Genomic DNA, 24,969 nt, shown 5'->3' with positions numbered 1-24,969 from the left:
GAAGTTCAACCATACTTCACAGCACAGGCCATAACGATAGCTTTATCTTCCACGCGGTGAACAAAGCTATTCAGTTTTACCGACACTAAAAACCGCGACGTTTCCAAAACTGACCTTCATCTCTTGCTGTGACTTTAAAGGTTTTTTCTGCAATGGTTTTGCCTTGCATCTCGATCACCATACGCCAATCGCCTAAGTTGCTCTCTAGGCCATTGATAGGATCGAGTAACTGAATAGTATCACCAAGGTAAAAATCCCAGTCATTGCTACCAACGTGTTCTTCACCATCAAAGGGCGCTAACACCTGCCCTTTTTTACTCAGCACGCCAGGGTGATAGATACAATATCGAACCTTCTCCCCTTTTGCCTTTTTGATGTTCACAATAAAGCCAAATTCAATATGCTCATCCGCAGGCACGATAGTCGTGAATTCTTGAATCTTAGGGAGATCTTTGGAGCCTGAATCCCAAGTAGAGTAAATGCCATAAGAGGTCATTTCTACAACAGGTGAACGTTTTCGCCATGGTGAATTTTCTTTTCGCTTTTGCGCTAATGGTTGGGGTTAATCTTGCCAGCGTTTTTGCATAGACGCTATGACATCATCACTAACTCCGTGAATATTTGGGTAGCAACCTCGGCAAACGATGATCTCTAGCTCAGCCTGATAACGCTTAGCGAGTGCTTTGTAGGCTTTCATCTCCCATAAACGAACAAACGTATTGGCCACCACCACGTCTTGGTTGGCTGCAAGCGCTGATTCCACTTGTGTTTGGCACCAGGCATGAGCGTCGGCGATTTTGCTCGCATCATAATGATACTCGCCATCGGCATTCAAAAAGTACATGTCGGCCTCGTAGTGAGCCGCATTGAACGTCTTGGCTAACGTGCTTTTCCCAGAGCCAGGTAAGCCACGAATGAGCGTTAGTTTCAAACTCGTTTCCGCTATCAGTTTATGCAAAGGCAGCATTGTACCCTGTCTTGCCCGCATTGGTAGCACACTGACTGTCTGACGTAAGCTAAAATTAATTATCGACAAGAAATAACGTTTGCGTTAGTTTAGATGTATAGACGTCCAGAAGACCAAAACAGAGCTTAGGGAGAAAGCTGTGCCTATTAAGATCCCCGATCAACTGCCTGCATCCAATGTATTGCGACAAGAAAACATCTTTGTAATGTCAGAAACGCGTGCGGCGACCCAAGAAATTCGCCCACTTAAAGTGTTGATCCTCAATTTGATGCCAAAGAAAATTGAAACCGAAACTCAGTTTTTAAGCTACTCTCTAATAGTCCTCTGCAAGTTGATGTAGAGCTACTACGCATTGACGATCGCCCGAGTAAAAATACGCCAACGGAGCACTTAGATACCTTCTATCGTCAGTTCGAAACCATCAAGAATCGCAATTTCGATGGTTTGATTATTACTGGCGCACCTCTCGGTTTGGTTCAGTTTGAAGATGTGATTTATTGGGAACACCTGCAAACCATCATGAACTGGGCAAGCAAACACGTCACCTCTACACTCTATGTGTGCTGGGCTGCCCAAGCTGGCCTTAAGCTACTTTACGACCTGCCGAAACGTACTCGAAAAGAAAAACTCTCTGGTGTTTACCATCACGAGATTCACGAGCCGTATCACCCTATCTTGCGTGGCTTTGATGACACCTTCTTAGCGCCGCATTCTCGATACGCTGATTTCTCTCCGGAGTACTTAGAGTCTCATACTGATCTGGATATTTTGGCAACATCAGATGTCGCTGGTGTGTATTTGGCCGCAACGAAAGATAAGCGTAATGTGTTTGTCACCGGTCATCCTGAATATGACTCCAATACATTGCACAATGAGTATGTGCGTGATCTCGGAGAGGGTATGGAGCCTGCCATTCCAATCAACTATTACCCAAACAACAATCCAGACAATAAGCCTGTCGCAAGCTGGCGCAGTCACGGCCATTTGCTGTTCTCCAACTGGCTTAACTACTGCGTGTACCAACAAACGCCATACGATCTGGAACACTTCAGTGAAGATGCGTTTACCAAGGACGAATAATCGCTATCAATGTATGCGCCTCCCTCGTTTCGAGGGAGGCAAGACATACTCACTTAGCCAACATCGCCACTTTCTTTAAAAAGCTATCACGTAAGTGCTCTTGGTCATATTCAAGGTGATAGGTATTATGAAAACCCACTTTAAGTTCTACACCATTGCCCCGCATATAAACGTTGTACCCGTCGTAATCGGAGTAGGCTTCAACGCCTTCGTAGATTTTGCCAAATTCGGTGTCTGTACCGTTCTCCATCACTGCGTCATACGCTCGAAGAATTTTGTTGGGATCAAGTTCGTTTCTCATCGCTATCTCCTTCAAACAAAAAAGCCACATTTTAAGTGTGGCTTAGTAGTACGTATTGCGCCAGTTTAGCGGCGCTCCATCTGAATCTTGTGTTCTATTGATCGCGCAGTTCGCGCCTTAAGATCTTGCCTACATTGGTTTTTGGCAGCTCATCTCTAAATTCGATAAACGTGGGGATTTTATAGCCGGTCAAGTGTTTACGGCAGTGCTGCTTAATGTCATCCGCTGTCACGTTGCCGTTAGCAACGACAAACAACTTCACACGTTCCCCTGCCACATCATCTGGAACACCGACCGCTGCTGCTTCCGTCACCTTCGGGTGTAGGGTGGCCACTTCTTCAACCTCAGTCGGGAACACATTAAAGCCCGAGACCAAAATCATGTCCTTTTTGCGATCTTCAATGTAGAAAATACCTTCCTCGTCCATGCGACCAATATCACCAGAATAGAGCCAACCGTCCTCTGCGAAGATCGCTTGGGTTTCGGCATCTTGCTTCCAGTAGCCTTTCATCACTTGTGGGCCGCGAATTTGAATTTCACCTACTTGATTCACACCAAGTGCCTGCCCCTTCTCATCGACAATGCGCAGTTCCGTACTCGGCAACGGTACGCCAACGGCCGCTACGTAAGCTTGCTGAGTATGTACGCCACCCGCGACAACAGGTGAACATTCTGTCAGACCATAGCCCTCGATGATTGGCATTCCCGTGATTTTTTGCCATTCATCAGCAACATGTTTTTGAGTCGCCATGCCACCAGCAATCGTAAATTCTGCGTTTGAAAAATCGAGCGTTTTGAACTTCTCATGCTTATTAAGTGCCGCAAGCAAGGTGTTCAAACCAAAGATCATGGTAAACGGATACTTACTCAAGTCATTAACGAAGCTGTTTAAATCGCGAGGGTTAGTAATCAATAAGTTACTTCCTCCCATGTACATCATCAGCATCATACTGACCGAGTTAGCAAAGATATGGTAAAGCGGTAGTGGCGTCACTGCGCGCTCTTGGTCTTTTGCGGTGCGCGGTCCGAAGTGCCCAAATACCTGAAGCACATTGGCAATAATATTGCGATGAGTCAGCATCGCGCCTTTAGCGAGCCCAGTTGTCCCACCTGTATATTGCAAGTATGCCAAATCATCAGGGTTTAATTCTGGCTCAACAAAGGTCATTTGTTTGCCATCGGTCAATGCACGGCGAAGTGAAATGGCACCCGGTAGGTTGTATTTAGGCACCATCTTTTTTACATACTTCACGACAAAATTCACCAAGGTGCGCTTATGTGGCGCAAGTGCATCACCGATACTGGTTAAAATCACGTGCTTTATGCTGGTCTTTTCAATCACTTGCTGCAGGCTATTACCAAAGTTGGTGACCGCAACAATGATGGTGGCGCCTGAATCACGAAGCTGATGCTCAAGCTCACGCGGCGTATACAGCGGATTCACATTCACCACCACAAGACCCGCTTTAAGCGCACCTAAAATAGCAATAGGATATTGCAGAAGGTTTGGCATCATCAGTGCAATGCGATCGCCCTTTTTAGCGTGAAGTTCCGTTTGCAAATAGGCCGCAAACGCATCGCTCTTTTCGTTCAATTCACGATACGTTAGAGAATGTCCCATGTTCACAAACGCAGTGTTATCGGCAAACTTCTCAAAAGGCGTTTTAAACATCTCATTAATGTTGCTGTATTGGTCAACATCTACAAATTCGGGCACATCGCTTGGGTAAGTTTTAAGCCAAGGTTTATGTCCGTTGCAGTTCGCATTGCTCATCAAATTCAACCCTTCATAGTTAGACCTAGCTACTGTATCTAAGAAGAGTTTCGGACTAAAGAATTGAGTGATTATTCTAATTTGATCGCTTGTTTTCTAAACGATTATGTCGTTTGCAGATCAGAGTTTGTGTTGTGCGTCGCAGCAACATGCCATCACTTCCTTTGAGTTCAGCCCAGCTTTTAGAATGGTGCTATCTATAAATCTATGAGCGAAAACGAATGAAACTCAGTTTGGCGATGCAATCTACGCTTTTAATTTTGTTCACATCAGGATGCGTGACAGTTAGTGAAGAGTCTAAGATGAGTGCAGCCCCAATGGATGCTGCCGATACGCGCATTGAACTTGGGCTCTCTTACATGCAAAGAGAGCAATACAGCCGTGCCAAACAAGACTTCGAAAAAGCGCTCGCATTCGCTCCTAAATATTACCGAAGCCATCTTTCTATGGCTTATTATTTCGAGGCTGTAGGTCAGTTTGAACAAGCCAGTGATACTTATCAAACCGCGCTTAAAGTCGCGCCAAGTAATGGTGAGGTCTACCACAACTACGGTACTTTTCTTTGCAAACGCGGTAACTACGATCTAGCTGAAACAATGCTCATCGCTGCCACAGAGCAGCCAAATTACTACCAAATTGCAGAAAGTTATGAGAACGCTGGCTTGTGTGCCCTTAAAGCAGAGCAGCCAACAGATGCGAGAACGTTTTTTGAGAAGTCATTAGAGCATGATCCTTATCGACCCAACGCGACCATTCAGCTTGCAGCTATTGAAGTTGATGCCGGCGATTACAACAAAGCACGCGCGAGACTTTTAAAGTTCCATCATAGGTTTGGCTATCAAAAGCCGAGCTTGACTGTACTTCGTGATTTGGAGCAAAAGGTGGGGAAAATAACAATGGCAGAAAAGTATCAAACGTTATTAGATGATTTGAACAATGACAATTAACGGGTTGTGGAGACCCTCGCTTTGTAGAGGATCTCACTCCAATAATCGAATTACAGCAAATGCCCACTTACAGCCAAACGTTGCTCGTGGCTCATAAATGACCATGCTACAAAGCGGCTTTTCTTCTGTCCTTGCGCCATTTCTTGGATCAGGACATGGGTCGCCCCCAACTTCTCTAGGTGTTTTTGCAATGGACGAATATTGTCTTTCTTAGAAAGCAGGGTCGAGAACCAGATCACTTGGTGTGCGAACTTCTTACTCTCATTCGCCATATTCAAAACAAATGCTTCCTCGCCGCCTGGACACCAAAGCTCCGCATTTTGACCACCAAAATTGAGTCCTTCATTCCTTTGCTCTGGCTTTTTTTTGCCCTGTAACTGATCGCCACGCTGCTGTCTATTTTTCGCCAGATTGGCGTTTTTACGTTCAGTACCCTTCTGGGCGTCTTCTGCCGATTTATGAAACGGAGGGTTACAGGTTGTCGCTACAAACACGTCACCATGTTGAATCACACCTTCAAAAATATGTTCACTTTGACTTTGATGCCTTAGCTCAATTTTTCTGGTCAGTTTGTCATTGAGTGTGACATTGTTTTTTGCGCTTTCTAACGAATCTTCGTCGACATCACTTCCTACCCAATTCCAATGGTATTGCGTCGCACCAACAATCGGGTAAATACAGTTTGCGCCAACGCCTATATCCAACGCTGTGACTTTGAGCCGTGCCTTTGCTGGGCGATCTTGCATAAGGTCGTGTTGCAGCCACTCGTTAAGCCTGTGGATATAATCCGCGCGTCCTGGGATCGGTGGACACAAATACCCACTTGGAATATCCCAGTAACTTAATCCGTAATACGCTTTTAACAGCGCCCGATTGAGTACTTTTACTGATTCAGGATTAGAGAACGCTATGCTCATATCGCCATGTGGGTTTTTCACCACATGGTCTGCCAACCCAGGTTCCGCTTCAATCAGACGTTTGAAGTCATAGCGGCCTTGGTGTTTGTTGTTGACGTGAAGTCCGCTCGCTTTACGCTTGTCGACAACCATTGTCGAAGGCTTGTCTTGCTTGCGAGGTCGTTGATTAAATTTATTTTGACGAGTCATTGAGAAGTTCTTTGTAGATCATAAAAAGGCGCGCATCGAACTCAAGCTGATGATAGTCAGGTTCCATATGACAACATAGTTGATAAAACGCTTTATCGTGGTTCTTTTCTTTGATGTGGGCGAGTTCATGAACCACCAGCATGCGCAGCAGAGGTTCAGGCGCATCTTTAAACACGGACGCGATGCGTATCTCATTCTTTGCCTTAAGTTTGCCACCATGTGCGCGAGAGATGTAAGTGTGCAGGCCGAGCGCATTATTGATGAGATGGATCTTATTATCCCAAATGACTTTCGAGATAGGCGGCGTTTTTTTCATGTAACGCTGCTTTATGTCCATGGTGTACTCGAAGAGCGCTTTTTCGCTCTTAATTTGATGACGTTCTGCAAAGCGCTTTTCAAACCATTGAATAAAACGCCCCGACGACACCATGCCATCGATCTGCTCGATAAGATGTTTAGGGTAGCCTGATATGTACTTGAGATATGGGCTCATAACCATTTCGGTGTTGCTATCAAAGAGCGCGCTATTCTAGCGAGGCAACAAGATGAAATAAAGAATAGAGCGGTAATTCGAGTGATTACCGCTCTAATTTTAACTGTCTATTGCTCCCAAAGATCTTTGGTATCAGTAAACAGCGATTTGAACCAAAGCACCACAGTATCCCATAGACGTTTGAAAATAGAGCCTTGCTCCACTGTGGATTTAGCGACTAAAGGTTCCGTGGCAATTTCATCGTTTCCGACTTTCCAAGTGACACTGCCGATAATATCGCCTTGATTAATTGGTGCGATTAGAGGAGCAAATACCTCAACCTCTTTAGAAACCCCGCGACTATTGCCTCGAAGATACGTTGCGTAAACATCTTGTTCAAAGCCCAATGGAATCGAGGTACTTGACCCTTTCCATACTTTTGCCGTTACTTCAGTCGCATCCGATTCTGCGAGTTGATCTGTTTCATAGAAACGGAAGCCGTAGTTCAGCAATTGTCTCGAAGCTTCAACCCGGGTCTGTGCACTTGGCGTACCCATCACTACCGAGATCAGTCGCATTTGCCTTGTGTTGCCGAACTGACTAAGCTGTAGCCTGCTTCGGAGGTATAACCGGTTTTTCCTCCATCCACATTGAGTGAGTTGTCCCATAGCAGTCTATTTCGGTTGTACTGTTTGATATCAGCCCACTCAAATCGCTTCTCAGAGTAGATCTTATAGACGTCAGGCACATCCTCGATGATACGTCTCATCAATATCGCCATATCCTGCGGAGTGGTGTGAATGCCTTGGCCATCCAGACCGTGCGCATTGATAAATTGAGAGCTATTCATACCTAAGTTAATGGCCCACTGATTCATCAGTGCAACAAAGCCATTTTCAGTCCCGGCAATATGCTCTGCGAGCGCAACTGCAGCATCATTACCCGACTGAACAATCAACCCCCTCATCAAGTCGGCAACCGTTACGTCATCACCCGGCTTAATGAACATCTTTGAAGAATCGGGAAACTTAACCGACCAAGCATTTTCACTCACAGCCACTTTGCTATCCCATGTTGTGCGGCCAGATGCTATCTCCATACCGACGACATAGGCCGTCATCAACTTGGTTAAACTCGCAGGAGCGAGAGCAGCATCTTGATTGCCTCCAACAATGATCTCTCCCGACTGATAGTCCATTAGGACATAGCCTTTGGCATTCAATGAGGGTGGGTTTGGTGTGACCAACGCGAAAGCCGTCGCCGATGAGCAAAGCGCTAACGACGCAAGCAAAACAGACATTGGTTTTCTCATCTCACGGACTCCTTATAATGTGAGTACTCCGCCGTCTCTGCTAGCTTGGAGGGTCAAGCCTCGCCGCCAAATTGGTGGTTTAAGAATGCAGCAGGATGCGAAGCTAAAAATTGATAACCTCTATCCACAAATTAGAATAAAAACGGCAACTTGGCTTAGTTTTTTTGTAAGAAATTCTGCATCTCAGAGATAAAATGCATTTGGGGGAGAAACACCACTAGTCGGGACTTGGTTCAGTCGTGGTTTATATCGAGAAAGTGACAAGCGGAACCTTCACGCGTTTTAGCGACGTACATCGCTTTGTCCGCAACACTCACTGCTCGGACGCAATTGAGTTCTCGGCTATCACAAAGGGTTGCGCCCAAGCTGACATTAATAGGAATAAGTTCAGACTCACCGACATCAATGGGGTGTGAAGTCACTTGTAGAATATGACGGGCAATGCTCAACACATGTTCACGACTGTTAAGTCCTGGCAATACAATCAAAAATTCGTCACCGCCCAAACGGCCGACCAAGTCAGACTGCCGGGTAAAGTCTTGCAACCGTTTGGCAAACTCGGTCAGTATTTTGTCGCCCACTATATGTCCATACTGATCGTTTAAAGATTTAAATTTATCAATGTCTACGTACATAAAGGCTATTTTCTCGCCTTTATTACGACACTCACCCGCTAGCTGCTTGAGTTGAGATTCCAACAATCGCCGGTTAGGCAGATTAGTTAACGGGTCGAGATTTTGTGCTTCAATCGCTTTGAGCTGTTTCTCTTTTCGCTCAGAAATATCACGCACTATGGCTAGTAAGTACTGCTGTCCATCAAACTCCACCATGTTTACGCTGGCTTCAACGGGAATTTCTTTTCCATCTTTTCTTCTGTGAGTCGCTTCAATGCACGCCTCTCCGTTGAGTCGCATCCGGCTAACATGCTCGCTCCACGTCGTCTCTTTACTAAATCGTGGGTTAATATCAATCACTGATAGCTGAAGCAACTCTTCTTTGCTGTAACCAAGTCTCTTATAAGCAAGCTCGTTACAATTGAGAATGTGACCGTATTCCATTTCAGCCACATAGATTGCATCTGAGCACTTTTTCACCATGTGGTTTAGTAGTAGCTCCGCTGCATGAGATTTCCTCATCGCTGTCATATCAACGATCTGAGACACAAAATGATGCACTTTTCCAGCTTCACTAACATCCGCAGCAATGTTGAGCTGAGCAATAAGGGTGTGGCCTTTTTTATGGCGATAACGTTTCTCAATCTGTATTGGAGTGAACGGTTCTTGGCTCAATTGACTGCGAATACGCTGATTAAGCACTAAATCATCTGGGTGAGTCATCACCACATCGTCAGACATTAGTTCATCACGTGAATACCCGAGAAATTGGCAAAGCGCAGGGTTAGTGTAAAGAAGACGTCCTTTTGGGCAGGTAATTGCGGTCGGAATCGGCGTCACGTCGAACAAACGCGATATGGACTCTCCGAGTCTCGCAATAGGCTTGTCCATGGGCTCCCTCCTTACCGCACGTGAACCGCAATCATGACCAAACTGTGTATTCCTTAGACTTCAATCGTGCAGCTCCACATTTTTATTCTCTTACATAGTGCAACAGATTCAAAATCTTCTCCCACCCTTCAAAGCCTTTATTAATCGAATACTCAAAATTGAGACAATCTCAAACAACTGTTCGCTTTAACTCCAAAGGAGAATATTTTCATCAGCGTCAATCGCCTATGATATCGCTCCTATTTCTTTCCGGTTACCCTGTATGAGTCGCAAACCAACCCTAGCAGAAGCGACACAGTTGCTGATTCAACAAGTCAAAGATGAACTGCCTTTATATGACCAAGACACCTTTGTTTGTGGCCCCAGCAATACCTGTATTGGGTGCCCTAAGAAGTTATTGGAGTTGGTGGAAACCGATGTCAGTTACTGGGAAAGTGCATTGGTGCGCGGCATAGCACCAAACTTTGAGCAGTTTCGCCGCTTCGCTAAACTATGTAGTAGCGTGAGGCGTGGCCTGGTGCGCAATGAAATTATCGAAAAATAACGACTCTGACACATCATATACCGTGCGCTGAAATTTTTTCTCTATAGCTCTGGTCTTGTATTTCTGCTTCATCGTATCTAATTCGGTGGCGCAGAATCTATTGTAGTCGCGATGAACCAATGCAAGGAGCAACAGAGCATGTCAGCACAGATCAAACTTTATTCTGGGGAAAGCCGCTCACCACTTTGCCAAGCCCGTCTTGAGTTCTATCAGCTCAGTATGCTACTCGACGAGCTTTCATCAGAGGCTGAGATACAGGAATGTGACTATGCCCGAGTTGACGTGTATGAAAGTGGACATTTAGTACGCTCATATCGTACCTGCTCAAAAACGCGAGTCGAACGTCTTCTGAATCATTATTGGCAATAGTTCGACCATGCCCATCTCAATGTTCTCCACAAAAAGCATCTGAACAAAGCCGTTTCATTGTTGTTTTCACGGCTTTTTCAACAAACCTTGAAATTTTGTACGTTATGCAACGGTCTCGTTCGTTGACGCTAATTTTGTGATAGCCCTATTGTTCGAACAAAGGGTATTGATAAACGTGCTCTAACCTTTACTATCATTTACTTACACCTAAATGGTTTCATCCATTTTTTGGCAAGGTTAGCCACACACTATAAAGATACGGACACCAGCATGAAAAATTCTATGTTCAACACGTCAGTGGTTTCTTCCGCCGCGTTAATCGCTGCAGCGCTCAGCACATCCAGCGCTTTCGCTGAAGAAAAGTCTTGGGAAAACATCGTCAAGCAAGCGGAAGGTCAATCCGTTTACTTCCACGCATGGGGAGGTAGCCAAGAAATCAACCGCTACCTACAGTGGGCAGGTAAAGAACTAAAGGCTCAATATGGCGTAGACTTCAATCACGTCAAAGTGACCGATATCTCAGAAACGGGATCACGCCTATTGGCAGAAAAAGCGGCCGGTAAGAGCGACGGTGGCAGCGTCGATATGGTGTGGATCAACGGCGAAAACTTTAAATCGATGAAGGATAACGCCCTACTTTACGGACCATTCGTTTCAACGCTACCAAACTGGCAATATGTCGACAAATCTCTACCTGTTGATAGCGATTTCTCTGAGCCAACTGAAGGTTTGGAAGCCCCATGGGGTGTCGGTCAGTTGGTATTTATCCACGACACGCAAAGTCTCAATAACCCGCCGGTCTCCTATTCCGAGATGCTCAACTATGCAAAAGCCTATCCGAACAAACTAAGTTACCCGAAACCACCTGAGTTTCATGGTACCAGTTTCCTAAAATCCCTATTAATCGAGCTCACTGACAACGATCCTTCCTTGGCGAAGCCGGTTTCAGAGGCAGATTTTGACATTGTTACCCAGCCGCTTTGGAACTATCTAGACGAATTTCATAAAGTCGCTTGGCGCGGCGGAAAACAGTTCCCAGCAGGCACGGCAGAAACCATCCAATTACTTGATGATGGCCAGCTAGACCTTGCGATCACATTTAATCCTAATGCGGTTTTTTCCGCTCAAGCCAGCGGGAATTTGAGTGATACGACAAGTGCTTATGCAATGGAAAGCGGTGCGCTCTCCAACATCCATTTCCTTGCGATACCTTGGAATGCCAATGCCAAAGAAGGGGCGTTGGTGGCGATTAACTTCTTATTGAGTCCAGAAGCGCAGTCTCGTAAAGGCGACATCAATATTTGGGGCGATCCATCGGTGCTCAATAAACAATATTTAAAAGGAAGCGCAGCCAAGACTCAACAGTTTAAGTCAGTCGCTGAGCCACATCCGAGCTGGCAAAGCGCGCTTGAGCAAGAGTGGCTCAAGCGCTACGGCAGCTAACCGGAGATTGAGCCGTATATTATGCTAAGACTGTTGTACGCCACATTGGTTGTTGTCTGCATTATTCCTACCATTCCAGGGCTTCTTGGAGTGGTAGTGGCCTCTCTTGGATACATCCCCCCGCTAAGTATGACTGAGTTTTCCCTTGAAGGGTTTGAACAAGTCTTTGCGTGGCAAGGCGTCGGAGTATCCATCACGCTCACCATTGGCACCGCACTTGTAAGCAGTTATCTCGCTTGCGTAATCTGTTTTGCGATCCTTGCCAGCAATTGGAACAGTCGCTGGTGGAATAAAATTGAATTGACGTTATCGCCTCTTCTTGCTCTTCCACATGTCGCCTTTGCTATTGGTTTCGCGTTTCTATTTGCTCCGACAGGATTTGGCGTGAGAGCGTTAGTGGAGCTATTGGGTATCGAGTCGACAAACAGTATTGAAGAGATGGTCTGGCTGGTTAAAGACCCTTACGGTATAGGACTAACACTCATGTTGGCGATGAAGGAAGTCCCTTTTCTACTGCTCATGAGTATTCCCATTTTACGCCAGCTCAAGGTCAACGAATCTTTAAAGATCGCAACCTCCCTAGGCTATTCACATTCCGCAGCTTGGTGGAAGGTCATTCTACCTCAATGGTTCAATAAACTACGTTTCCCAATGCTCGCTGTGATTGCCTACAGCTTATCGGTCGTAGATGTTGCGTTGATCATTGGTCCAACCAACCCACCCACGTTTGCGGTTTTGGTTTGGCAGTGGTTTAACGATCCGGATCTTGAGTTGCTACCACGCGCGAGCGCCGGGGCAGTCGTGCTGTTTGCGATAGCATCCATATTGATTGGTGTCGCTCGTGGCATTGAGTATTGTGCCATTAACTTTGCCAATCACTGGCAATATTCGGGCGCACCGCCGTTCGTTTGCCAGGAAAGTCGCTGTTCATTGTGTTGATTGCCATTGTCGCCGCTATGCTACCACTCACCATATTGTGGACATTTGCTCAACGTTGGCGCTTTCCTGATCTATTTCCCTCTCGATATACATTACGTTTCTGGGAATATGAATGGGAAGGAATGACGTCGGTGATGACACAAAGCCTTAGCATCGCACTTATCTCTGCGACCATCGCCCTGCTACTTGCCGTCATTGGTCACGAATACCGGATAAAGTATCGCCTTCAAGTGCCAGGTTATGTCATTGCTATTCCGATGCTCGTCCCTCAGCTCAGTATTTTGTTTGGGTTACAAGTGGTGACGTTAATGCTAAGTGATGGGCACTATCTATTGTGGGTATGTTGGTCACACGTATTTTTCGCCTTTCCATACGTTTATCTCGCCTTAGATGGGCCATGGCGTGGCTACAACAATACGTTTACTCAGCTTTCTTTGAGCCTCGGCAAAAGCCCGATACACACTTGGCTATATGTAAAATTACCTCAGCTGTTACCCGCTATGGTTTTTGCATGGGCTATCGGTATCAGTGTCTCTTTGGCGCAGTATTTACCCACCTTATTCTCGGTGCTGGCAGAATTGCCACAGTCACCACCGAAGCGGTGGCCTTATCGAGTGGCTTTGATAGGCGAGTCACCGCCATTTATGCGCTGTTCCAAGCACTATTGCCGCTACTGTTTTTCACTCTCGCGGTTATTGTTAATCGCTATCACACTCGCTATCGTCGAATTAAAATAAAAGGATTGTTATTGAATGACACTCTCGCTAGAAAACCTCACCATCCGTAAGCGCGATGGCGAGGTGCTGTTTTCTGATTGTCACTTCACCATCAACCCCGGTGAAATACTCACTCTTATGGGTCCAAGTGGCTGTGGTAAGTCGACCTTGCTCGATGTGGTCGCGGGTCATCTAGCGCCCGACTTTACCTACACTGGCCATGTTTATCTTGATGATAAGCGTATCGATACCATTGCTCCCCACAAACGACGAGTTGGCATCCTGTTTCAAGACGACTTATTGTTTCCACATCTAAATGTATGGGAAAACCTTGCTTTCGCTCTACCCAATGAAGTTAAGGGTGAGGCGCGTAAACAACAGGCGCTTGAAGCGCTGGATAAAGTTCGTCTTGCACCTGTAGCCAATCACTATCCCGAGCAGCTCTCTGGAGGACAAAGAGCACGCATCAGTTTGACCCGTATGCTATTAGCGAAACCCAAAGTCGCGCTCCTCGACGAACCCTTTAGCAAGCTCGATAAAGCGCTGCGAATGCAGTTTCGTGATTGGGTGATGGAGCAGCTTGCGAGTGCGAATATCCCGACTCTGATGGTGACTCATGATGAAGATGATATCCCTCCAGGCAGCCAAGTACTGACATGGCCATGGGAGAACACACATGCTTGATCGACTGAGTATCAAAGTTATTCGCTGGCCACTGGCTCAATCCGCCAAACTGCTCGACCAAGCAGGAGTGACAGCCAATCAAACCACCTTGTTTGGTTTCGCACTGGGTTGCCTAGCCTTCCCCGCCCTTGCCTATGCTCATTACGACCTTGCTTTGGTGTGTATTGTGCTGAACCGTATCTGTGATGGACTGGACGGCGCACTGGCTCGAATACAAGGGATTACCGATGCAGGTGGATTTTTAGATATCAGCTTAGATTTTTTGTTCTATTCATTGATTCCCTTTGGCTTTGTGGTAGCGAATCCGGAACAAAATGCCGTCGCGGGTGCGTTTCTCATTTTTTCGTTTATCGGGACGGGCACCAGCTTTTTAGCCTTTGCCGTCATGGCAGGAAAACGTGGCATTGAGAACCCTGTCTATCAGCACAAATCGCTCTATTACATGAGTGGTTTGACCGAAGGCACAGAAACGATTGGTTGTTTCGTGCTACTTTGCCTGCTTCCGCAGTACTTTGCCCCAATAGCAATTGTGTTTGGCATTGCCTGTTGGTTTACCACGTTTACACGTATTTATTCTGGCTTTCATACGTTAAAAGAGTAAGGAACATCATGTCTTCTGACTATTTTGGCACCAGTGCCGCTTATGCACGCAAAGAGAGTGACTACCGAGAGAAAGCGCTCAAGCTCTACCCTTGGGTATGTGGCAGCTGCGCGCGCGAGTTTGTCTATTCCAATCTACGAGAACTCACGGTTCACCATAAAGATCACGATCATACCAACAACCCCGAAGACGGCAGTAACTGGGAGTTGCTGTGCCTTTACTGTCATGATCACGAGCATTCAAAGTATACCGAACATGATTTGTACGGTAGCGAGGTGAAACCGGGCGAGGACAATCATCAAACGGCGACACACAATCCATTCGCCGATCTGGCTAATATGATGAAAAAGAAATAACCCCTCATGAAAAAACGTCAGGCTTTCACCTGACGTTTTTATAGTTTTGATTTTTTGGAACGCTTAATCCCACTCTGGCGCAAAATCTGGATTCGCCAAGCGGTGACCTCTATCAAGGTTAGCAATGGTCACCATATCTTCATCGGTAAGCATGACATCTACGTAGCCAAGGTTACTCTCGATGTTGGCTTTTTTAGTCGACGATGGGATGGTCACAAAACCTGATTTCGCCATCCATGCCAACACAATTTGGGCAGGTGTTGCCTGATGTTTATCAGCAATATGTTTAATTGAACCGTCCTTCAACACGTCACCGTACGCAAACGGCATATAGCCAGTCACAATAAGGTTGTGCTGTTGACAAAAATCAACAACCTGACGGTTTTGCAGATAAGGGTGAACTTCAACCTGATTGGTGTATAGAACGCCCTCGCCTAAAATATCAATCGCCTGCTGCATTTGCGCTACGGTAAAGTTAGATACGCCAATATGACGAGCAAGCCCCGTATCCTGCGCGTGTTTTAGTTCCTTTAAATACTCTTCCATTGGGACTGCATCGTCTTTTAGAGGCCAGTGGATCAATAGCAAATCAACCTGCTCTAGCTGCAAGTCTTTTAGGCTCTCATCAAGACTTGGGAGGAACGACGCTTTCCCCAACTTATCCATCCAGATTTTGGTGGTGACATACAAATCTGCACGTGCAATACCCGAATCCGCTATCGCTTGACCGACTTCTTTTTCATTGCCGTATATCTGCGCGGTATCGATGTGGCGATAGCCGGCCTCTAATGCCATTTTTACCGAATTGTAAGCATCTTCACCTTTTAAACGAAATGTGCCAGCACCAAGCGTTGGAATTGAAAGGGACATGATTTCTCCTTAGTTTTGATTGTTATCCGGTCAGTCTACCAAGTTGCCGAATGACAATTTATTACCAAAGTCACAAATGTCTTTTGTCCTTTTTGCAAAAGTCCCTCTTACTTTAGCCTCATACTGTAAATGAAAGAGGGACTGATAACAGGTCTACAGGCTGACCTGATGCGTTTCGGCAATCAACTCATTTTGATAACGCAGTGAATCCCCATTATCGCTAGAAAACTTAAGCAATACCCGAGTGATCCCATTACGGTAGTGAACTAATGCACTGTCTGCACCTTGTTGGCGAGTGTCTGTATACCGATAGTAAATATCCTTGTCGCTCACCTGCTTTGACAATCGCTCTAAAATCGTGTGGTTATCCAGCTTTGGCCCAAAGTAAGCAACACTTGGCTTACCATCTAAAGGGGGAAGAGAAATGAAGTCGACGTCAGCAAGTTGTGGAGATTTCGTCACTAAGTCAAATAACGCAGCGTCAGCAGAGAGAATATTGAGATATGAGCTCATCGCGTTTCCTTTTTAAGTAGTCCTTTTGATAACGGTCCAATGTTATCTATGAAAGTCATTCCATTATGACAGACGTTCACGTTTGTCGCGTGTTAGAAGGTATATGATTTTCGAATAGGTCTCGCAGTAATGAACGAACCCTGCGACGTGCTTCTGTTTCTTAGCATTAGACGAAAAAAAGCCTCGCTAAATAGCAAGGCTTCCAACCATTGTTCTAAATCTCGAACGGATTACACGTCGTAAGTTGTAGACGCAGTATCGCCGCCTGTACCAGTCCAGTTAGTGTGGAAGAACTCACCACGTGGACGGTCAGTACGCTCGTAAGTGTGAGCACCGAAGTAGTCACGTTGAGCTTGAAGCAAGTTAGCAGGTAGACGTGCTGTTGTGTAACCGTCTAGGAAAGACAGCGCTGAAATCGTACATGGCATTGGGATGCCCGCTTCTAGAGATTTCGCTGCTACTTTACGCCATGCTGCTAGGCTGCTTTGTAGGATGTTTTTGAAGTACTCATCAGAACCTAGGAATGCGATGTCTGGGTTCGCTTCGTATGCATCACGGATGTTACCTAGGAATGCAGAGCGGATGATACAACCACCACGCCACATGAGTGCTACATTACCGTAGTTTAGATCCCAACCGTTCTCGTTTGATGCTTCACGCATTAGCATGAAACCTTGAGCGTAAGAGATGATTTTAGAAGCGAGGAGCGCTTGACGAAGTGCATCAACCCACTCTTGCTTATCACCTTCTACTGGTGTGATTGTCTTACCGAATAGAGACTCTGCTTCAACGCGCTGGTCTTTAAGAGCAGACAGACAACGAGAGAATACAGACTCAGAGATAAGCGTTAGTGGAATACCTAGGTCAAGTGCGTTGATACCTGTCCATTTACCCGTGCCTTTTTGGCCGGCAGTATCAAGGATCTTCTCTACTAGTGGCTCGCCGTCTTCATCTTTATAGCCAAGGATGTCAGCCGTGATTTCTACTAGGTAGCTGTCTAGTTCAGTCTTGTTCCAATCAGCAAACACTGCCTGCATTTCGTCAGCAGACATACCAAGACCGTCTTTCATGAACTGGTACGCTTCAGTGATCAACTGCATGTCACCGTATTCGATGCCGTTGTGTACCATTTTAACGAAGTGGCCTGCACCATCGTTACCAACCCAGTCACAGCAAGGCTCACCAGCGTCAGTTTTTGCAGAGATGCCTTGGAAGATAGGCTTTACCGCTTCCCAAGCTTCTGAAGCGCCACCTGGCATGATTGAAGGACCGAAACGCGCGCCTTCTTCACCACCAGAAACACCAGTACCGATGAAGTGGATGCCTTTCTCACGAAGAGCTGCAACGCGGCGGTTTGTATCTGGGTAGTTTGTGTTACCACCATCAATGATGATGTCGCCTTTGTCTAGTAGTGGTACTAGCGCTTCGATGAACTTATCAACAACGTCACCAGCACGTACCATTAGCATCACTTTACGTGGTGTTTCTAGCTTCTCAACTAGCTCTTCTAGTGAGTATGCGCCAACAATGTTAGTGCCTTTCGCAGGGCCTTCCAGGAACTCGTCAACTTTTGCAGCAGTACGGTTGTGAGCCACAACTTTAAAGCCATGGTCATTCATGTTTAGGATAAGGTTCTGACCCATTACCGCCAGACCAATTACACCAATATCACCTTTCATCATTCTCTCCATCAATTCGGCAACTTAACTTGCTGCTTTGAAATTTTTGGTCACGCCAAGTTGTGCAGCTCTCCTAGCGCGACATAATTCTTTGATTACAGTTCGCAGTAATCTGTGTCTGTCAGGTTCTTACAAGGGAAGCGCCATGCGCGACCGTCGTTATGAAGCAGCTGATCACACTCTTTCGGTCCCCAAGTGCCACATGCATAGCCAAATAGCGCTTGTGGATCTTGCTTGAAGTCCAGAATCGGTTGTACGAACTCCCAACACGCTTCAACTGCGTCGCTGCGGGCAAATAGCGTTGCATCACCATTTAGCGCATCAAGAAGAAGACGCTCATAGGCGGTTAGCATTTGCGTTTCTTGTAGCGACGCATAGTGGAAGTTCATCTTCACTTCTTTGGCATTAAAACCAGCACCCGGCTCTTTTAAGCCAAAGCTCATTTGAATGCCTTCATCCGGCTGAATACGAATGATCAGTTTGTTTTCTGGTGCATCTTTACCAAACACTGGGTGCGGCGTTTGTTTAAAGTGAATCACAACTTCAGTCACGCGTGTTGGCAAACGTTTACCTGTGCGCACATAAAAAGGCACGCCATTCCAACGCCAGTTGTCGATAAACATCTTCAAACCAACGTAGGTTTCCGTACGCGAGTCATCCGCTACGCCATGTTCATCACGATAGCTTGGCAGGAACTGCCCGCGAACGTTTGATTCTGTGTATTGACCCAATACAAGGTTGTTTCGCAAATCGTCATCAGATAGCGGGCGCAGACATTGCAGCACTTTAACAACTTCGTTGCGGATCGCGTCAGCATTAATTTGTGCCGGAGATTCCATACCCACCATCGCTAGCACTTGTAGCAAGTGGTTTTGGAACATATCGCGCACCGCGCCAGAGCCATCGTAATAGCCACCACGCTCTTCAACACCGAGGAATTCCGCACCAGTGATTTCGACGTAGTCGACGTACTGGTGGTTCCAAAGCGGTTCAAACATCGCATTTGAGAAACGCAGAACAAGTAGGTTCTGAACCGTTTCTTTACCAAGGTAGTGGTCGATACGATAGATTTGGTGCTCTTGGAAGTGCTCGTGGATCTCTTTGTCGAGTTTACGTGCAGATGCTAAATCATAGCCAAATGGCTTTTCGATAATGAGGCGTTTCCAGCCTTGGCTTTCATCATTAAGGCCGTGAGCAGCTAGGCTCGCAGGGATAATGCTGTAAAGACTTGGCGGCGTCGCCAAATAGAATAGCGTGTTACGTTGTTCAAAACCGTATTGGTTAGCAACGTCATCGAGGCGGGTCGCGAGTTTCGCGTAGTCTTGAGTATCTGAGGTATCAATCGCTTGATAATGAAGATGGTTACAAAATGCGTCGAGCGTTTCTGGCTCGGTCTTTTCCATCTCTTGCAAAGAAGTTTTCAACTTCTCGCGATAGGACTCATCACTGTACTGAGTACGGCTGACACCAAGAATAGCAAATGATTTTGGCAGCTGGTCGCTAGCGTACAAATGGTAAAGAGCAGGGATCAACTTACGGTACGTAAGGTCGCCTGAAGCACCAAAAATCACGATGCTACTGTTTTCAGGTATTACCATCTTTTTTCCTTAGACAATGGGGCAATTGTTTAGCGGACGCAATGTTAACAGCGTGCTAGATAAAAAGAAAATAAGTTTTGCCTATCCAAAGGATAGGCAAATTCACTCGAATGATAAGGTCTGACCAAGTCTAGTATAGACGTAGATAAACAAAGCGAGGTTACTTGGTACTATTTCGCTCAATAAAGCGCACCGGAACCATCAAGCGTACCAAGCTTGAGTCCTTTTCTTTGATTTGATTTGAAATGATTTTTACCGATTCTCTAGCGAGACGAGTGAAGTCTTGGCGGAAGGTCGACAGCTCATAGCTCAACCAAGTCGCCTGTGGTATGTCATCAAAGCCAATCACCTGAACATCCTCAGGGATCTTTAAATCGAACTCGAAACGAGCGATATCCATAAACGCCATCGCTAGGTTGTCTGTCGCACAGAACACGCCTTGTGGTTTTGCTCCGCTTTTTAGCAACGTGCGGATCTCCTCTAGCGCACCGCCATAATCGTAGTTAGCTTCAACGACTTTTGGGGTCTTGCCTGTTAACGACTGAAATTCATCACAAAACCCATTGACGCGCTCTTGGTTCGTCAAGGTTGGAACCTCACCCGTTAAATAAACGACATCAGACAACTTACTATCCGCAAAGCGCTGTGCAGCGATTTGCCCCGCTGAGTAGTTATCACTGATCACGTAGCTACTCTTAGTACCTTCAACAACACGGGCGTATTGCACGATAGGAATATTAAACTCTTCACACTCATCGTAAAGCGCGGTATTGAACGTCGCGGAGGCGGCAATAACACCGTCGACTCGATACTGGAAAATGTTGGGAATCGAGTGTTGGTTCTCGTCATCAACTTGCCACGGAATGAGCACCGCTGAATAGCCGATTTTTTGCAACTCACTACTGATGAGCTGCAGCGTTTTCATGTGGATTGGATAATCCGCATCAGGGAAGACTAAGCCGATAAGTTTAGACTGATTGGTCGTCAAGCTTCGAGCGAATGCATTGGGGCGATAGTTGAGTGCTTTTGCTGCCTCAAACACCTTTTGTTTAGTCTTTTCTGCGACAGAGCTCCCTTCAACAAACACACGGGATACCGTCGATTGTGACACCCCTGCGAGTTTAGCGACATCTTTTGACGTGACCGTCTGTTTTGGAATATTCATTTATTTTGTTTAATTCACCGAGCCAATGGCGCTAAATGTAGCATAATTTGGTACGTATGCATAAACAGAAAAGCCTTACATCATTTAAATGTAAGGCTTTAGCACATAAATACCATCTAATTTGGGTTGTACCCATCAACCTGCAACAATTACCTGTTCCCAAACTGCCACAGGTTAAGGGAACAATTCATTAGAAGTAGTAACGGATACCCGCAGAGAACTGGTTGTCGCGGTTATCGTAGTGGTCTTGAACGTATTGGTCGTTACCTTGGTCAAACTGGTATTCAGCCCAAAGAAGGAAGGTGTTCTTTGTAAAGTGATACTCTAAGCCAGGAATGATGGTTTGACGCTCGTAGCCGTTACCATTGTCGTCTTTACTAGTTAAGTAGTTAACGTTAAGCGTTGGACGAAGACCGTTTTCGAAATGGTAGTAGGTGTATAGCTCTGCGCCACGCGAATCATAAAACTCAGCGTTGTCGTTTACTTCCCAGTTAGAACCTTCGCTGTATGTCGCACCAACATAGAAGCCGCCTAGTGAATAGTTCGCACCAAGCAACGCGATACGTTGAATGTCACCATCGTTGATGTTAGATGCATTCTCGATATCAGTAAGCTCATTCTGGTGATACGCCAAACCAAGCGTTAGGCCATTTTCAAACGAGTAAGAGGTAGAAGCGCCCATACCGTTTTTCAATGTTGCAGTTGCATTGCCAGCTAAAGCAACATCGTTACGTGTCGTTTGGTAAGTAAAGCCGTATTTCCAGTCACCACCCACGTTGTTGCGATAAGTAATAGAGTTTTCTGCACGGCCAGTGCCTGAAGCAATACCCCAATCCGCTAGGTTGTAATAGCCAGTACCACGTGACCCATAAGTACGACCCAAGTCGGTGTACCAAGCCACATCATAGAAAGTACTCCACTGCTTAGTACCTGCAGCGATCTTACCCCATTTTTCGTGTTCTACACCTGCGTATAGAAGTCGGCTGTAAATGTCATTGGCAGTAGACGAAGAGTTATAACCCCACTCTGCGTGACCAAAGCCTTGCCAACCATTTTCAAGTTGCTTAACGCCTTTAAAACCGAATCGAGAACTACCACTGTTGAATTCATCGGTGCGAGCTTCATATTCGCCAGCTGTGTCATCAAAATTGCGTGCTTTGTTTTGGTAGCGAACTTCAAAACGGCCATCAATAGTTAAAGAGTCACCATTGTCATTGGTAAAAGAGTGTGCGGCCATTGCAGAGGCAGAAGTCAGTGCAGTTACCACTAGTACACTTAATGCAGACTTTTTCATTTGCTTCCTACTTTACAGGCAATAGAAAGCCTCCGTGCCTAACAGCCCGTTTAAAAATAATCATCAGGAAAAACGATGCCACGTCCTGTGGCATCGGTTGGGAGCAGGCTTGAGGTTGAGAGGACGCTCAAGCCGTAGGGTTTGCTCTTATAGAGAAGGGTTTAGGATGCTTGAAGTACGCTCGAACACGTCTAGACCTTGCTGTTTTAGCCAGTAAGGAAGGTCGATCAGTACCCAGTTCTCAGATAGCTTGTCGCCGTCACGGTAGTAAACGTCTACTACTTGCATGTCCGCACGAACTTCGCCGCCAGTCATACCTAGGAAACCACCGATTGGCGTGTTAGATAGGTTTGGCCAGCCGAAGAAACAAGAGAAGCTGCCTTCTGCGAAACGACATACGTGGCCGTTAAACTTCTTGTCTTTTAGGTTGTTACGGAACGGAAGCTGGTGCTGCTGCTGGTAACGAGGGATCGTGTAAGATGCACCGATACCACATGGACCGTACCAAATCATGTCTTCAGACCAGCTCTTCGCTAGTACTTCTGGTGGACAACCCATTGCACCGCTGTCGTTAAGTGCAGAAAGATCAGCAACCATCTTGTTTACTAGATCAAGAGTTGCTTGACCTTCTTCAGGCGCTGCATCTTCAAACAGTAGACCGTCGTGGTTACGAGGGCCTGGGTAAGTGAAGTGCTTACCTGTTGACGGTGGAAGTGGGTAGCAACCCGCTTGATCCATCACACCTAGTAGGTCTAGGAAAAGACCGGTTTTAGTAATTTTACCGTTCTCTACGCAGTTGAATTCAGCGTAACGGATGTTCATGATTTTGCCTGTTGGACGCATACCTAGGTATTCAGCGTCGAATAGACCCATGAAGTGACCCATGCTCATCACCCAGATTTCACCTGAAGTGACTTCGTTCTCACCGCCGATAAAGATATCTTGGCGACGCTGCATGCGAGTCATAGATTTCATCAAAGGAGCCCAGAAAACGTCCGCCGCTGCTTGTGCACCCTCTTGCTCACGGAACGGGTAAACACCGCGCCATAGGTAATCTTCTGAAGTGTGAGCTTTTAGTACTTCAGCAACGTTTTCGTGCGTTGCGTTTTCCATTGCGTCGAAGTAGTTACGAACAACGCGTTTTGCTTCTTGATAGTTAGACATAATCATCTCTCTTATTAATGATGAGTCAGTTTCGGAACAGGACTCGTAATATAAGTTAGCTGGTCAGCTGGTATTAGCAGTATTGGAAAACCTCTACCCGCCAACCTTGTTTTTCCAGCCAATGCTTTTTATTAAGCACTCGCTTGTTGTACTTTTTTCTCTTTGTGGAACACGCCGCCTTTCAGTGTCTCTGGTAGTGTTAGCCATAGAAGACCTGCGATGATCCATACGATTGGTGAACCCCACATTGCTGTTTGTAGGTCGGTACGCTCTTGGATAAAGATAAGGACCATTGGTGCCCACATACCTAGGATACGACCACCGTGGAACAGGGCTGCACCGTAGCTGCGAAGGTGTGCTGGGAATAGCTCTGAGAAGTAACCACCCCATACCGCTGATGAAGACAGACCGAAGTTATAAATCAGGCCAAGGATAGCCAGCATGTTAAGGCCGCCAATCACCATGTCACCCGGTGCGATGAAGAAGATTGACACCATGATACCGGCGAGGATGAAACCAAATGCATTCACCTTACGACCAAACTTGTCTGCCGCCCAACCCCAGAACCAAGCGCCAAATAGCGACCCAAATGCTGAGATAGAGAAAATAAGACCGATAGTGGCACCGTCAAACATACGAACTTCTCGTAGGTAGGTCGTTACGAAACCGCCGAAGAATTGGAAGCCGTAGAAGTTAAGACCTGACAGTAGCAAACACGTGATAGTGATAGCGCGGTAAGGCTTGCTAAGCATTTCACCCCAAGAACCTTTCTTCGCCGTCACGTTAGCGTCTGTTGAAGCTTCCGCCTTCGCCTGCTCTTCCTCACCGTAAGCGATGACTTTCTTGTCGCTCGGTAGAACGAAGATCATTAGCGCTGCTGCCGCGAGTGGTGGCACACCACCAACCCACATGAGACTTTGCCATGGAGCGTCGATGCTTGTGATAAATGCTGCATACGCACCCATTACTACTAGAGCAACAGAGAACATAGAAGATGCAAAGGCTGTTAACTTACCACGCACTGTTGGTGTGAATAGACCGATCATCAATGAAACAGCCACCGTGAAGTAGCCACCCAACGATAGACCGATGATGAAACGCATTGCAGCCCATGTTGCGTAGTCGGTAAACATCATATTGATGATGGTTGCACCACCGTTCAGTGCTGTAATAGCAATCAAGGTGTTCTTTTTACCAAACTTGGTTGCGAACCAAGCACAACTTAATGCACCAATCAGGCACCAACGGACTGCCAAGTATAGAACTGAGCCGTATCCGACAAGCTAATTCCGTCGTACGCTTCAACGATGTAGGGGCGTACGTAGTCAATAATTACAAAGTTATAACAGTAAAAGAAGTAACCAACCAAGATAGCTAAGTAGGCAGCTACCCTTTGGATCATTGGAACTTCGCTCATGTGTTTTTTAGCGGTCATAGCCGTTAAACCCTTATTTTAATTAGGTATATTAGTTTTGATGGCGAGCACAGTGTTTCTAAACTTTGTTTGACTGCCCCCGTCCTGCGAGATGAATCTTACTTTTTTTGTGGTTTAAAGATCCGTGATCCATAT

20 protein-coding genes and 5 pseudogenes are annotated in these 24,969 nt (G+C 46.2%); 9 read left to right on the top strand and 16 right to left on the bottom strand.

The features are described from left to right. Positions 1–85 precede the first annotated feature (85 nt). Together TZ48_RS22890 and TZ48_RS22885 are read right to left on the bottom strand one after the other, a co-directional pair. A pseudogene (locus tag TZ48_RS22890) lies at positions 86–517 on the bottom strand (DUF3859 domain-containing protein); the annotation flags it as partial. Between the two features lie 45 nt (positions 518–562). Next, positions 563–967 carry an AAA family ATPase gene (locus TZ48_RS22885; protein ID WP_112480979.1) on the bottom strand — a complete coding sequence of 135 codons (405 nt, stop codon included), beginning with the start codon at positions 965–967 and terminating at the stop codon, positions 563–565. Positions 968–1,106: 139 nt separating this feature from the next. Between TZ48_RS22885 and metA the strand changes: the two are divergent. After that, a pseudogene (metA, locus tag TZ48_RS22880) lies at positions 1,107–2,047 on the top strand (homoserine O-succinyltransferase MetA). Between the two features lie 49 nt (positions 2,048–2,096). Here the strand turns inward: metA and TZ48_RS22875 are convergent. Continuing rightward, positions 2,097–2,348 (bottom strand): DUF3081 domain-containing protein, encoded by a 252-nt coding sequence (locus tag TZ48_RS22875; protein WP_042499564.1) that lies wholly within the window; start codon positions 2,346–2,348, stop codon positions 2,097–2,099. A 94-nt stretch (positions 2,349–2,442) separates the two neighbouring features. Beyond that, positions 2,443–4,122 carry an AMP-binding protein gene (locus tag TZ48_RS22870; protein ID WP_112480977.1) on the bottom strand — a complete coding sequence of 560 codons (1,680 nt, stop codon included), beginning with the start codon at positions 4,120–4,122 and terminating at the stop codon, positions 2,443–2,445. Between the two features lie 221 nt (positions 4,123–4,343). Between TZ48_RS22870 and pilW the strand changes: the two genes are divergently transcribed. Beyond that, positions 4,344–5,069, top strand: a complete 726-nt coding sequence (pilW, locus tag TZ48_RS22865; RefSeq protein WP_338062296.1) for a type IV pilus biogenesis/stability protein PilW — start codon at positions 4,344–4,346, stop codon at positions 5,067–5,069. A 50-nt stretch (positions 5,070–5,119) separates the two neighbouring features. Here the strand turns inward: pilW and rlmF are convergent, their stop codons facing one another. The 4 genes and pseudogenes from rlmF to TZ48_RS22845 form a co-directional block, all read right to left on the bottom strand. Continuing rightward, the gene (rlmF, locus tag TZ48_RS22860; RefSeq protein ID WP_112480975.1) at positions 5,120–6,175 is read right to left on the bottom strand and encodes a 23S rRNA (adenine(1618)-N(6))-methyltransferase RlmF; all 1,056 of its coding nucleotides are present in this window, start codon (positions 6,173–6,175) and stop codon (positions 5,120–5,122) included. Beyond that, a complete protein-coding gene (locus TZ48_RS22855) occupies positions 6,159–6,668 on the bottom strand; it encodes a M48 metallopeptidase family protein (RefSeq protein WP_112480985.1) in 510 nt (169 codons plus the stop codon). Before TZ48_RS22855 ends, rlmF begins: the two co-directional genes overlap by 17 nt. Positions 6,669–6,775: 107 nt before the next feature. Beyond that, positions 6,776–7,947: pseudogene (locus tag TZ48_RS22850) on the bottom strand (D-alanyl-D-alanine carboxypeptidase family protein). A gap of 245 nt (positions 7,948–8,192) precedes the next feature. Then, the gene (locus TZ48_RS22845; RefSeq protein WP_112480973.1) at positions 8,193–9,464 is read right to left on the bottom strand and encodes a sensor domain-containing diguanylate cyclase; all 1,272 of its coding nucleotides are present in this window, start codon (positions 9,462–9,464) and stop codon (positions 8,193–8,195) included. A gap of 262 nt (positions 9,465–9,726) precedes the next feature. Here TZ48_RS22845 and TZ48_RS22840 point away from each other — a divergent pair, with 262 nt between their 5' ends. The 7 genes and pseudogenes from TZ48_RS22840 (at position 9,727) to TZ48_RS22815 (ending at position 15,116) form a co-directional block, all read left to right on the top strand. Next, the gene (locus TZ48_RS22840) at positions 9,727–10,008 is read left to right on the top strand and encodes a hypothetical protein (protein ID WP_112480971.1); all 282 of its coding nucleotides are present in this window, start codon (positions 9,727–9,729) and stop codon (positions 10,006–10,008) included. Positions 10,009–10,146: 138 nt separating this feature from the next. Then, positions 10,147–10,377 (top strand): hypothetical protein, encoded by a 231-nt coding sequence (locus TZ48_RS24515; RefSeq protein ID WP_162674699.1) that lies wholly within the window; start codon positions 10,147–10,149, stop codon positions 10,375–10,377. Positions 10,378–10,647: 270 nt separating this feature from the next. Further along, positions 10,648–11,820 carry an ABC transporter substrate-binding protein gene (locus TZ48_RS22835; RefSeq protein WP_239671044.1) on the top strand — a complete coding sequence of 391 codons (1,173 nt, stop codon included), beginning with the start codon at positions 10,648–10,650 and terminating at the stop codon, positions 11,818–11,820. A gap of 21 nt (positions 11,821–11,841) precedes the next feature. Further along, positions 11,842–13,546, top strand: a pseudogene (locus TZ48_RS22830) (ABC transporter permease). Beyond that, positions 13,512–14,159, top strand: coding sequence for an ATP-binding cassette domain-containing protein (locus TZ48_RS22825; RefSeq protein WP_112480969.1), 648 nt, complete (start codon positions 13,512–13,514; stop codon positions 14,157–14,159). Before TZ48_RS22830 ends, TZ48_RS22825 begins: the two are co-directional and overlap by 35 nt. Then, positions 14,152–14,760 (top strand): CDP-alcohol phosphatidyltransferase family protein, encoded by a 609-nt coding sequence (locus TZ48_RS22820; protein ID WP_112480967.1) that lies wholly within the window; start codon positions 14,152–14,154, stop codon positions 14,758–14,760. The genes TZ48_RS22825 and TZ48_RS22820 overlap by 8 nt, the downstream gene beginning before the upstream one ends. An 8-nt stretch (positions 14,761–14,768) precedes the next feature. Continuing rightward, positions 14,769–15,116, top strand: a complete 348-nt coding sequence (locus tag TZ48_RS22815; RefSeq protein WP_112480965.1) for a YajD family HNH nuclease — start codon at positions 14,769–14,771, stop codon at positions 15,114–15,116. Positions 15,117–15,179: 63 nt separating this feature from the next. Here the strand turns inward: TZ48_RS22815 and dkgB are convergent, their stop codons facing one another. The 8 genes and pseudogenes from dkgB to TZ48_RS22775 all read right to left on the bottom strand — a co-directional run bounded on the left by dkgB (position 15,180) and on the right by TZ48_RS22775 (position 24,834). After that, positions 15,180–15,986, bottom strand: coding sequence for a 2,5-didehydrogluconate reductase DkgB (gene dkgB / locus TZ48_RS22810; RefSeq protein ID WP_112480964.1), 807 nt, complete (start codon positions 15,984–15,986; stop codon positions 15,180–15,182). Positions 15,987–16,139: 153 nt separating this feature from the next. Then, positions 16,140–16,499: a hypothetical protein gene (locus tag TZ48_RS22805; RefSeq protein WP_112480962.1), complete on the bottom strand. Its 360-nt coding sequence runs from the start codon at positions 16,497–16,499 to the stop codon at positions 16,140–16,142. 230 nt (positions 16,500–16,729) lie between these two features. Beyond that, positions 16,730–18,178 carry a decarboxylating NADP(+)-dependent phosphogluconate dehydrogenase gene (gnd, locus tag TZ48_RS22800; protein ID WP_112480961.1) on the bottom strand — a complete coding sequence of 483 codons (1,449 nt, stop codon included), beginning with the start codon at positions 18,176–18,178 and terminating at the stop codon, positions 16,730–16,732. A gap of 95 nt (positions 18,179–18,273) precedes the next feature. Next, on the bottom strand, positions 18,274–19,776 hold the full coding sequence (gene zwf / locus TZ48_RS22795) for a glucose-6-phosphate dehydrogenase (RefSeq protein ID WP_112480959.1): 1,503 nt from the start codon (positions 19,774–19,776) through the stop codon (positions 18,274–18,276). Positions 19,777–19,936: 160 nt separating this feature from the next. Continuing rightward, on the bottom strand, positions 19,937–20,941 hold the full coding sequence (locus TZ48_RS22790) for a LacI family DNA-binding transcriptional regulator (protein ID WP_112480957.1): 1,005 nt from the start codon (positions 20,939–20,941) through the stop codon (positions 19,937–19,939). A 190-nt stretch (positions 20,942–21,131) separates the two neighbouring features. Then, on the bottom strand, positions 21,132–22,235 hold the full coding sequence (locus TZ48_RS22785) for a porin (protein WP_112480955.1): 1,104 nt from the start codon (positions 22,233–22,235) through the stop codon (positions 21,132–21,134). 147 nt (positions 22,236–22,382) lie between these two features. Then, positions 22,383–23,399, bottom strand: a complete 1,017-nt coding sequence (locus TZ48_RS22780; protein WP_112480954.1) for a nuclear transport factor 2 family protein — start codon at positions 23,397–23,399, stop codon at positions 22,383–22,385. Positions 23,400–23,530: 131 nt separating this feature from the next. Further along, a pseudogene (locus tag TZ48_RS22775) lies at positions 23,531–24,834 on the bottom strand (MFS transporter). Positions 24,835–24,969 lie beyond the last annotated feature (135 nt).

This window comes from Vibrio variabilis, from assembly GCF_003263785.1.
Lineage (GTDB): Bacteria > Pseudomonadota > Gammaproteobacteria > Enterobacterales > Vibrionaceae > Vibrio > Vibrio variabilis.
The sequence above is the reverse complement of the archived record's forward strand: the minus strand, read 5'-3'. Positions and strand labels throughout refer to the sequence as shown.

What these genes read in the sequence shown, in the direction of transcription:
- dkgB (WP_112480964.1), bottom strand. Translation starts at nt 15,986, where the DNA reads ATGTCCCTTTCAATTCCAACGCTTGGTGCTGGCACATTTCGTTTAAAA.
- TZ48_RS22835 (WP_239671044.1), top strand. Translation starts at nt 10,648, where the DNA reads ATGAAAAATTCTATGTTCAACACGTCAGTGGTTTCTTCCGCCGCGTTA.
- TZ48_RS22785 (WP_112480955.1), bottom strand. Translation starts at nt 22,235, where the DNA reads ATGAAAAAGTCTGCATTAAGTGTACTAGTGGTAACTGCACTGACTTCT.
- TZ48_RS22870 (WP_112480977.1), bottom strand. Translation starts at nt 4,122, where the DNA reads ATGAGCAATGCGAACTGCAACGGACATAAACCTTGGCTTAAAACTTAC.
- TZ48_RS22820 (WP_112480967.1), top strand. Translation starts at nt 14,152, where the DNA reads ATGCTTGATCGACTGAGTATCAAAGTTATTCGCTGGCCACTGGCTCAA.
- pilW (WP_338062296.1), top strand. Translation starts at nt 4,344, where the DNA reads ATGAAACTCAGTTTGGCGATGCAATCTACGCTTTTAATTTTGTTCACA.
- TZ48_RS22805 (WP_112480962.1), bottom strand. Translation starts at nt 16,499, where the DNA reads ATGAGCTCATATCTCAATATTCTCTCTGCTGACGCTGCGTTATTTGAC.
- TZ48_RS22885 (WP_112480979.1), bottom strand. Translation starts at nt 967, where the DNA reads ATGCTGCCTTTGCATAAACTGATAGCGGAAACGAGTTTGAAACTAACG.
- zwf (WP_112480959.1), bottom strand. Translation starts at nt 19,776, where the DNA reads ATGGTAATACCTGAAAACAGTAGCATCGTGATTTTTGGTGCTTCAGGC.
- TZ48_RS24515 (WP_162674699.1), top strand. Translation starts at nt 10,147, where the DNA reads ATGTCAGCACAGATCAAACTTTATTCTGGGGAAAGCCGCTCACCACTT.
- TZ48_RS22845 (WP_112480973.1), bottom strand. Translation starts at nt 9,464, where the DNA reads ATGGACAAGCCTATTGCGAGACTCGGAGAGTCCATATCGCGTTTGTTC.
- gnd (WP_112480961.1), bottom strand. Translation starts at nt 18,178, where the DNA reads ATGAAAGGTGATATTGGTGTAATTGGTCTGGCGGTAATGGGTCAGAAC.
- TZ48_RS22855 (WP_112480985.1), bottom strand. Translation starts at nt 6,668, where the DNA reads ATGAGCCCATATCTCAAGTACATATCAGGCTACCCTAAACATCTTATC.
- TZ48_RS22840 (WP_112480971.1), top strand. Translation starts at nt 9,727, where the DNA reads ATGAGTCGCAAACCAACCCTAGCAGAAGCGACACAGTTGCTGATTCAA.
- TZ48_RS22790 (WP_112480957.1), bottom strand. Translation starts at nt 20,941, where the DNA reads ATGAATATTCCAAAACAGACGGTCACGTCAAAAGATGTCGCTAAACTC.
- TZ48_RS22825 (WP_112480969.1), top strand. Translation starts at nt 13,512, where the DNA reads ATGACACTCTCGCTAGAAAACCTCACCATCCGTAAGCGCGATGGCGAG.
- rlmF (WP_112480975.1), bottom strand. Translation starts at nt 6,175, where the DNA reads ATGACTCGTCAAAATAAATTTAATCAACGACCTCGCAAGCAAGACAAG.
- TZ48_RS22815 (WP_112480965.1), top strand. Translation starts at nt 14,769, where the DNA reads ATGTCTTCTGACTATTTTGGCACCAGTGCCGCTTATGCACGCAAAGAG.
- TZ48_RS22780 (WP_112480954.1), bottom strand. Translation starts at nt 23,399, where the DNA reads ATGTCTAACTATCAAGAAGCAAAACGCGTTGTTCGTAACTACTTCGAC.
- TZ48_RS22875 (WP_042499564.1), bottom strand. Translation starts at nt 2,348, where the DNA reads ATGAGAAACGAACTTGATCCCAACAAAATTCTTCGAGCGTATGACGCA.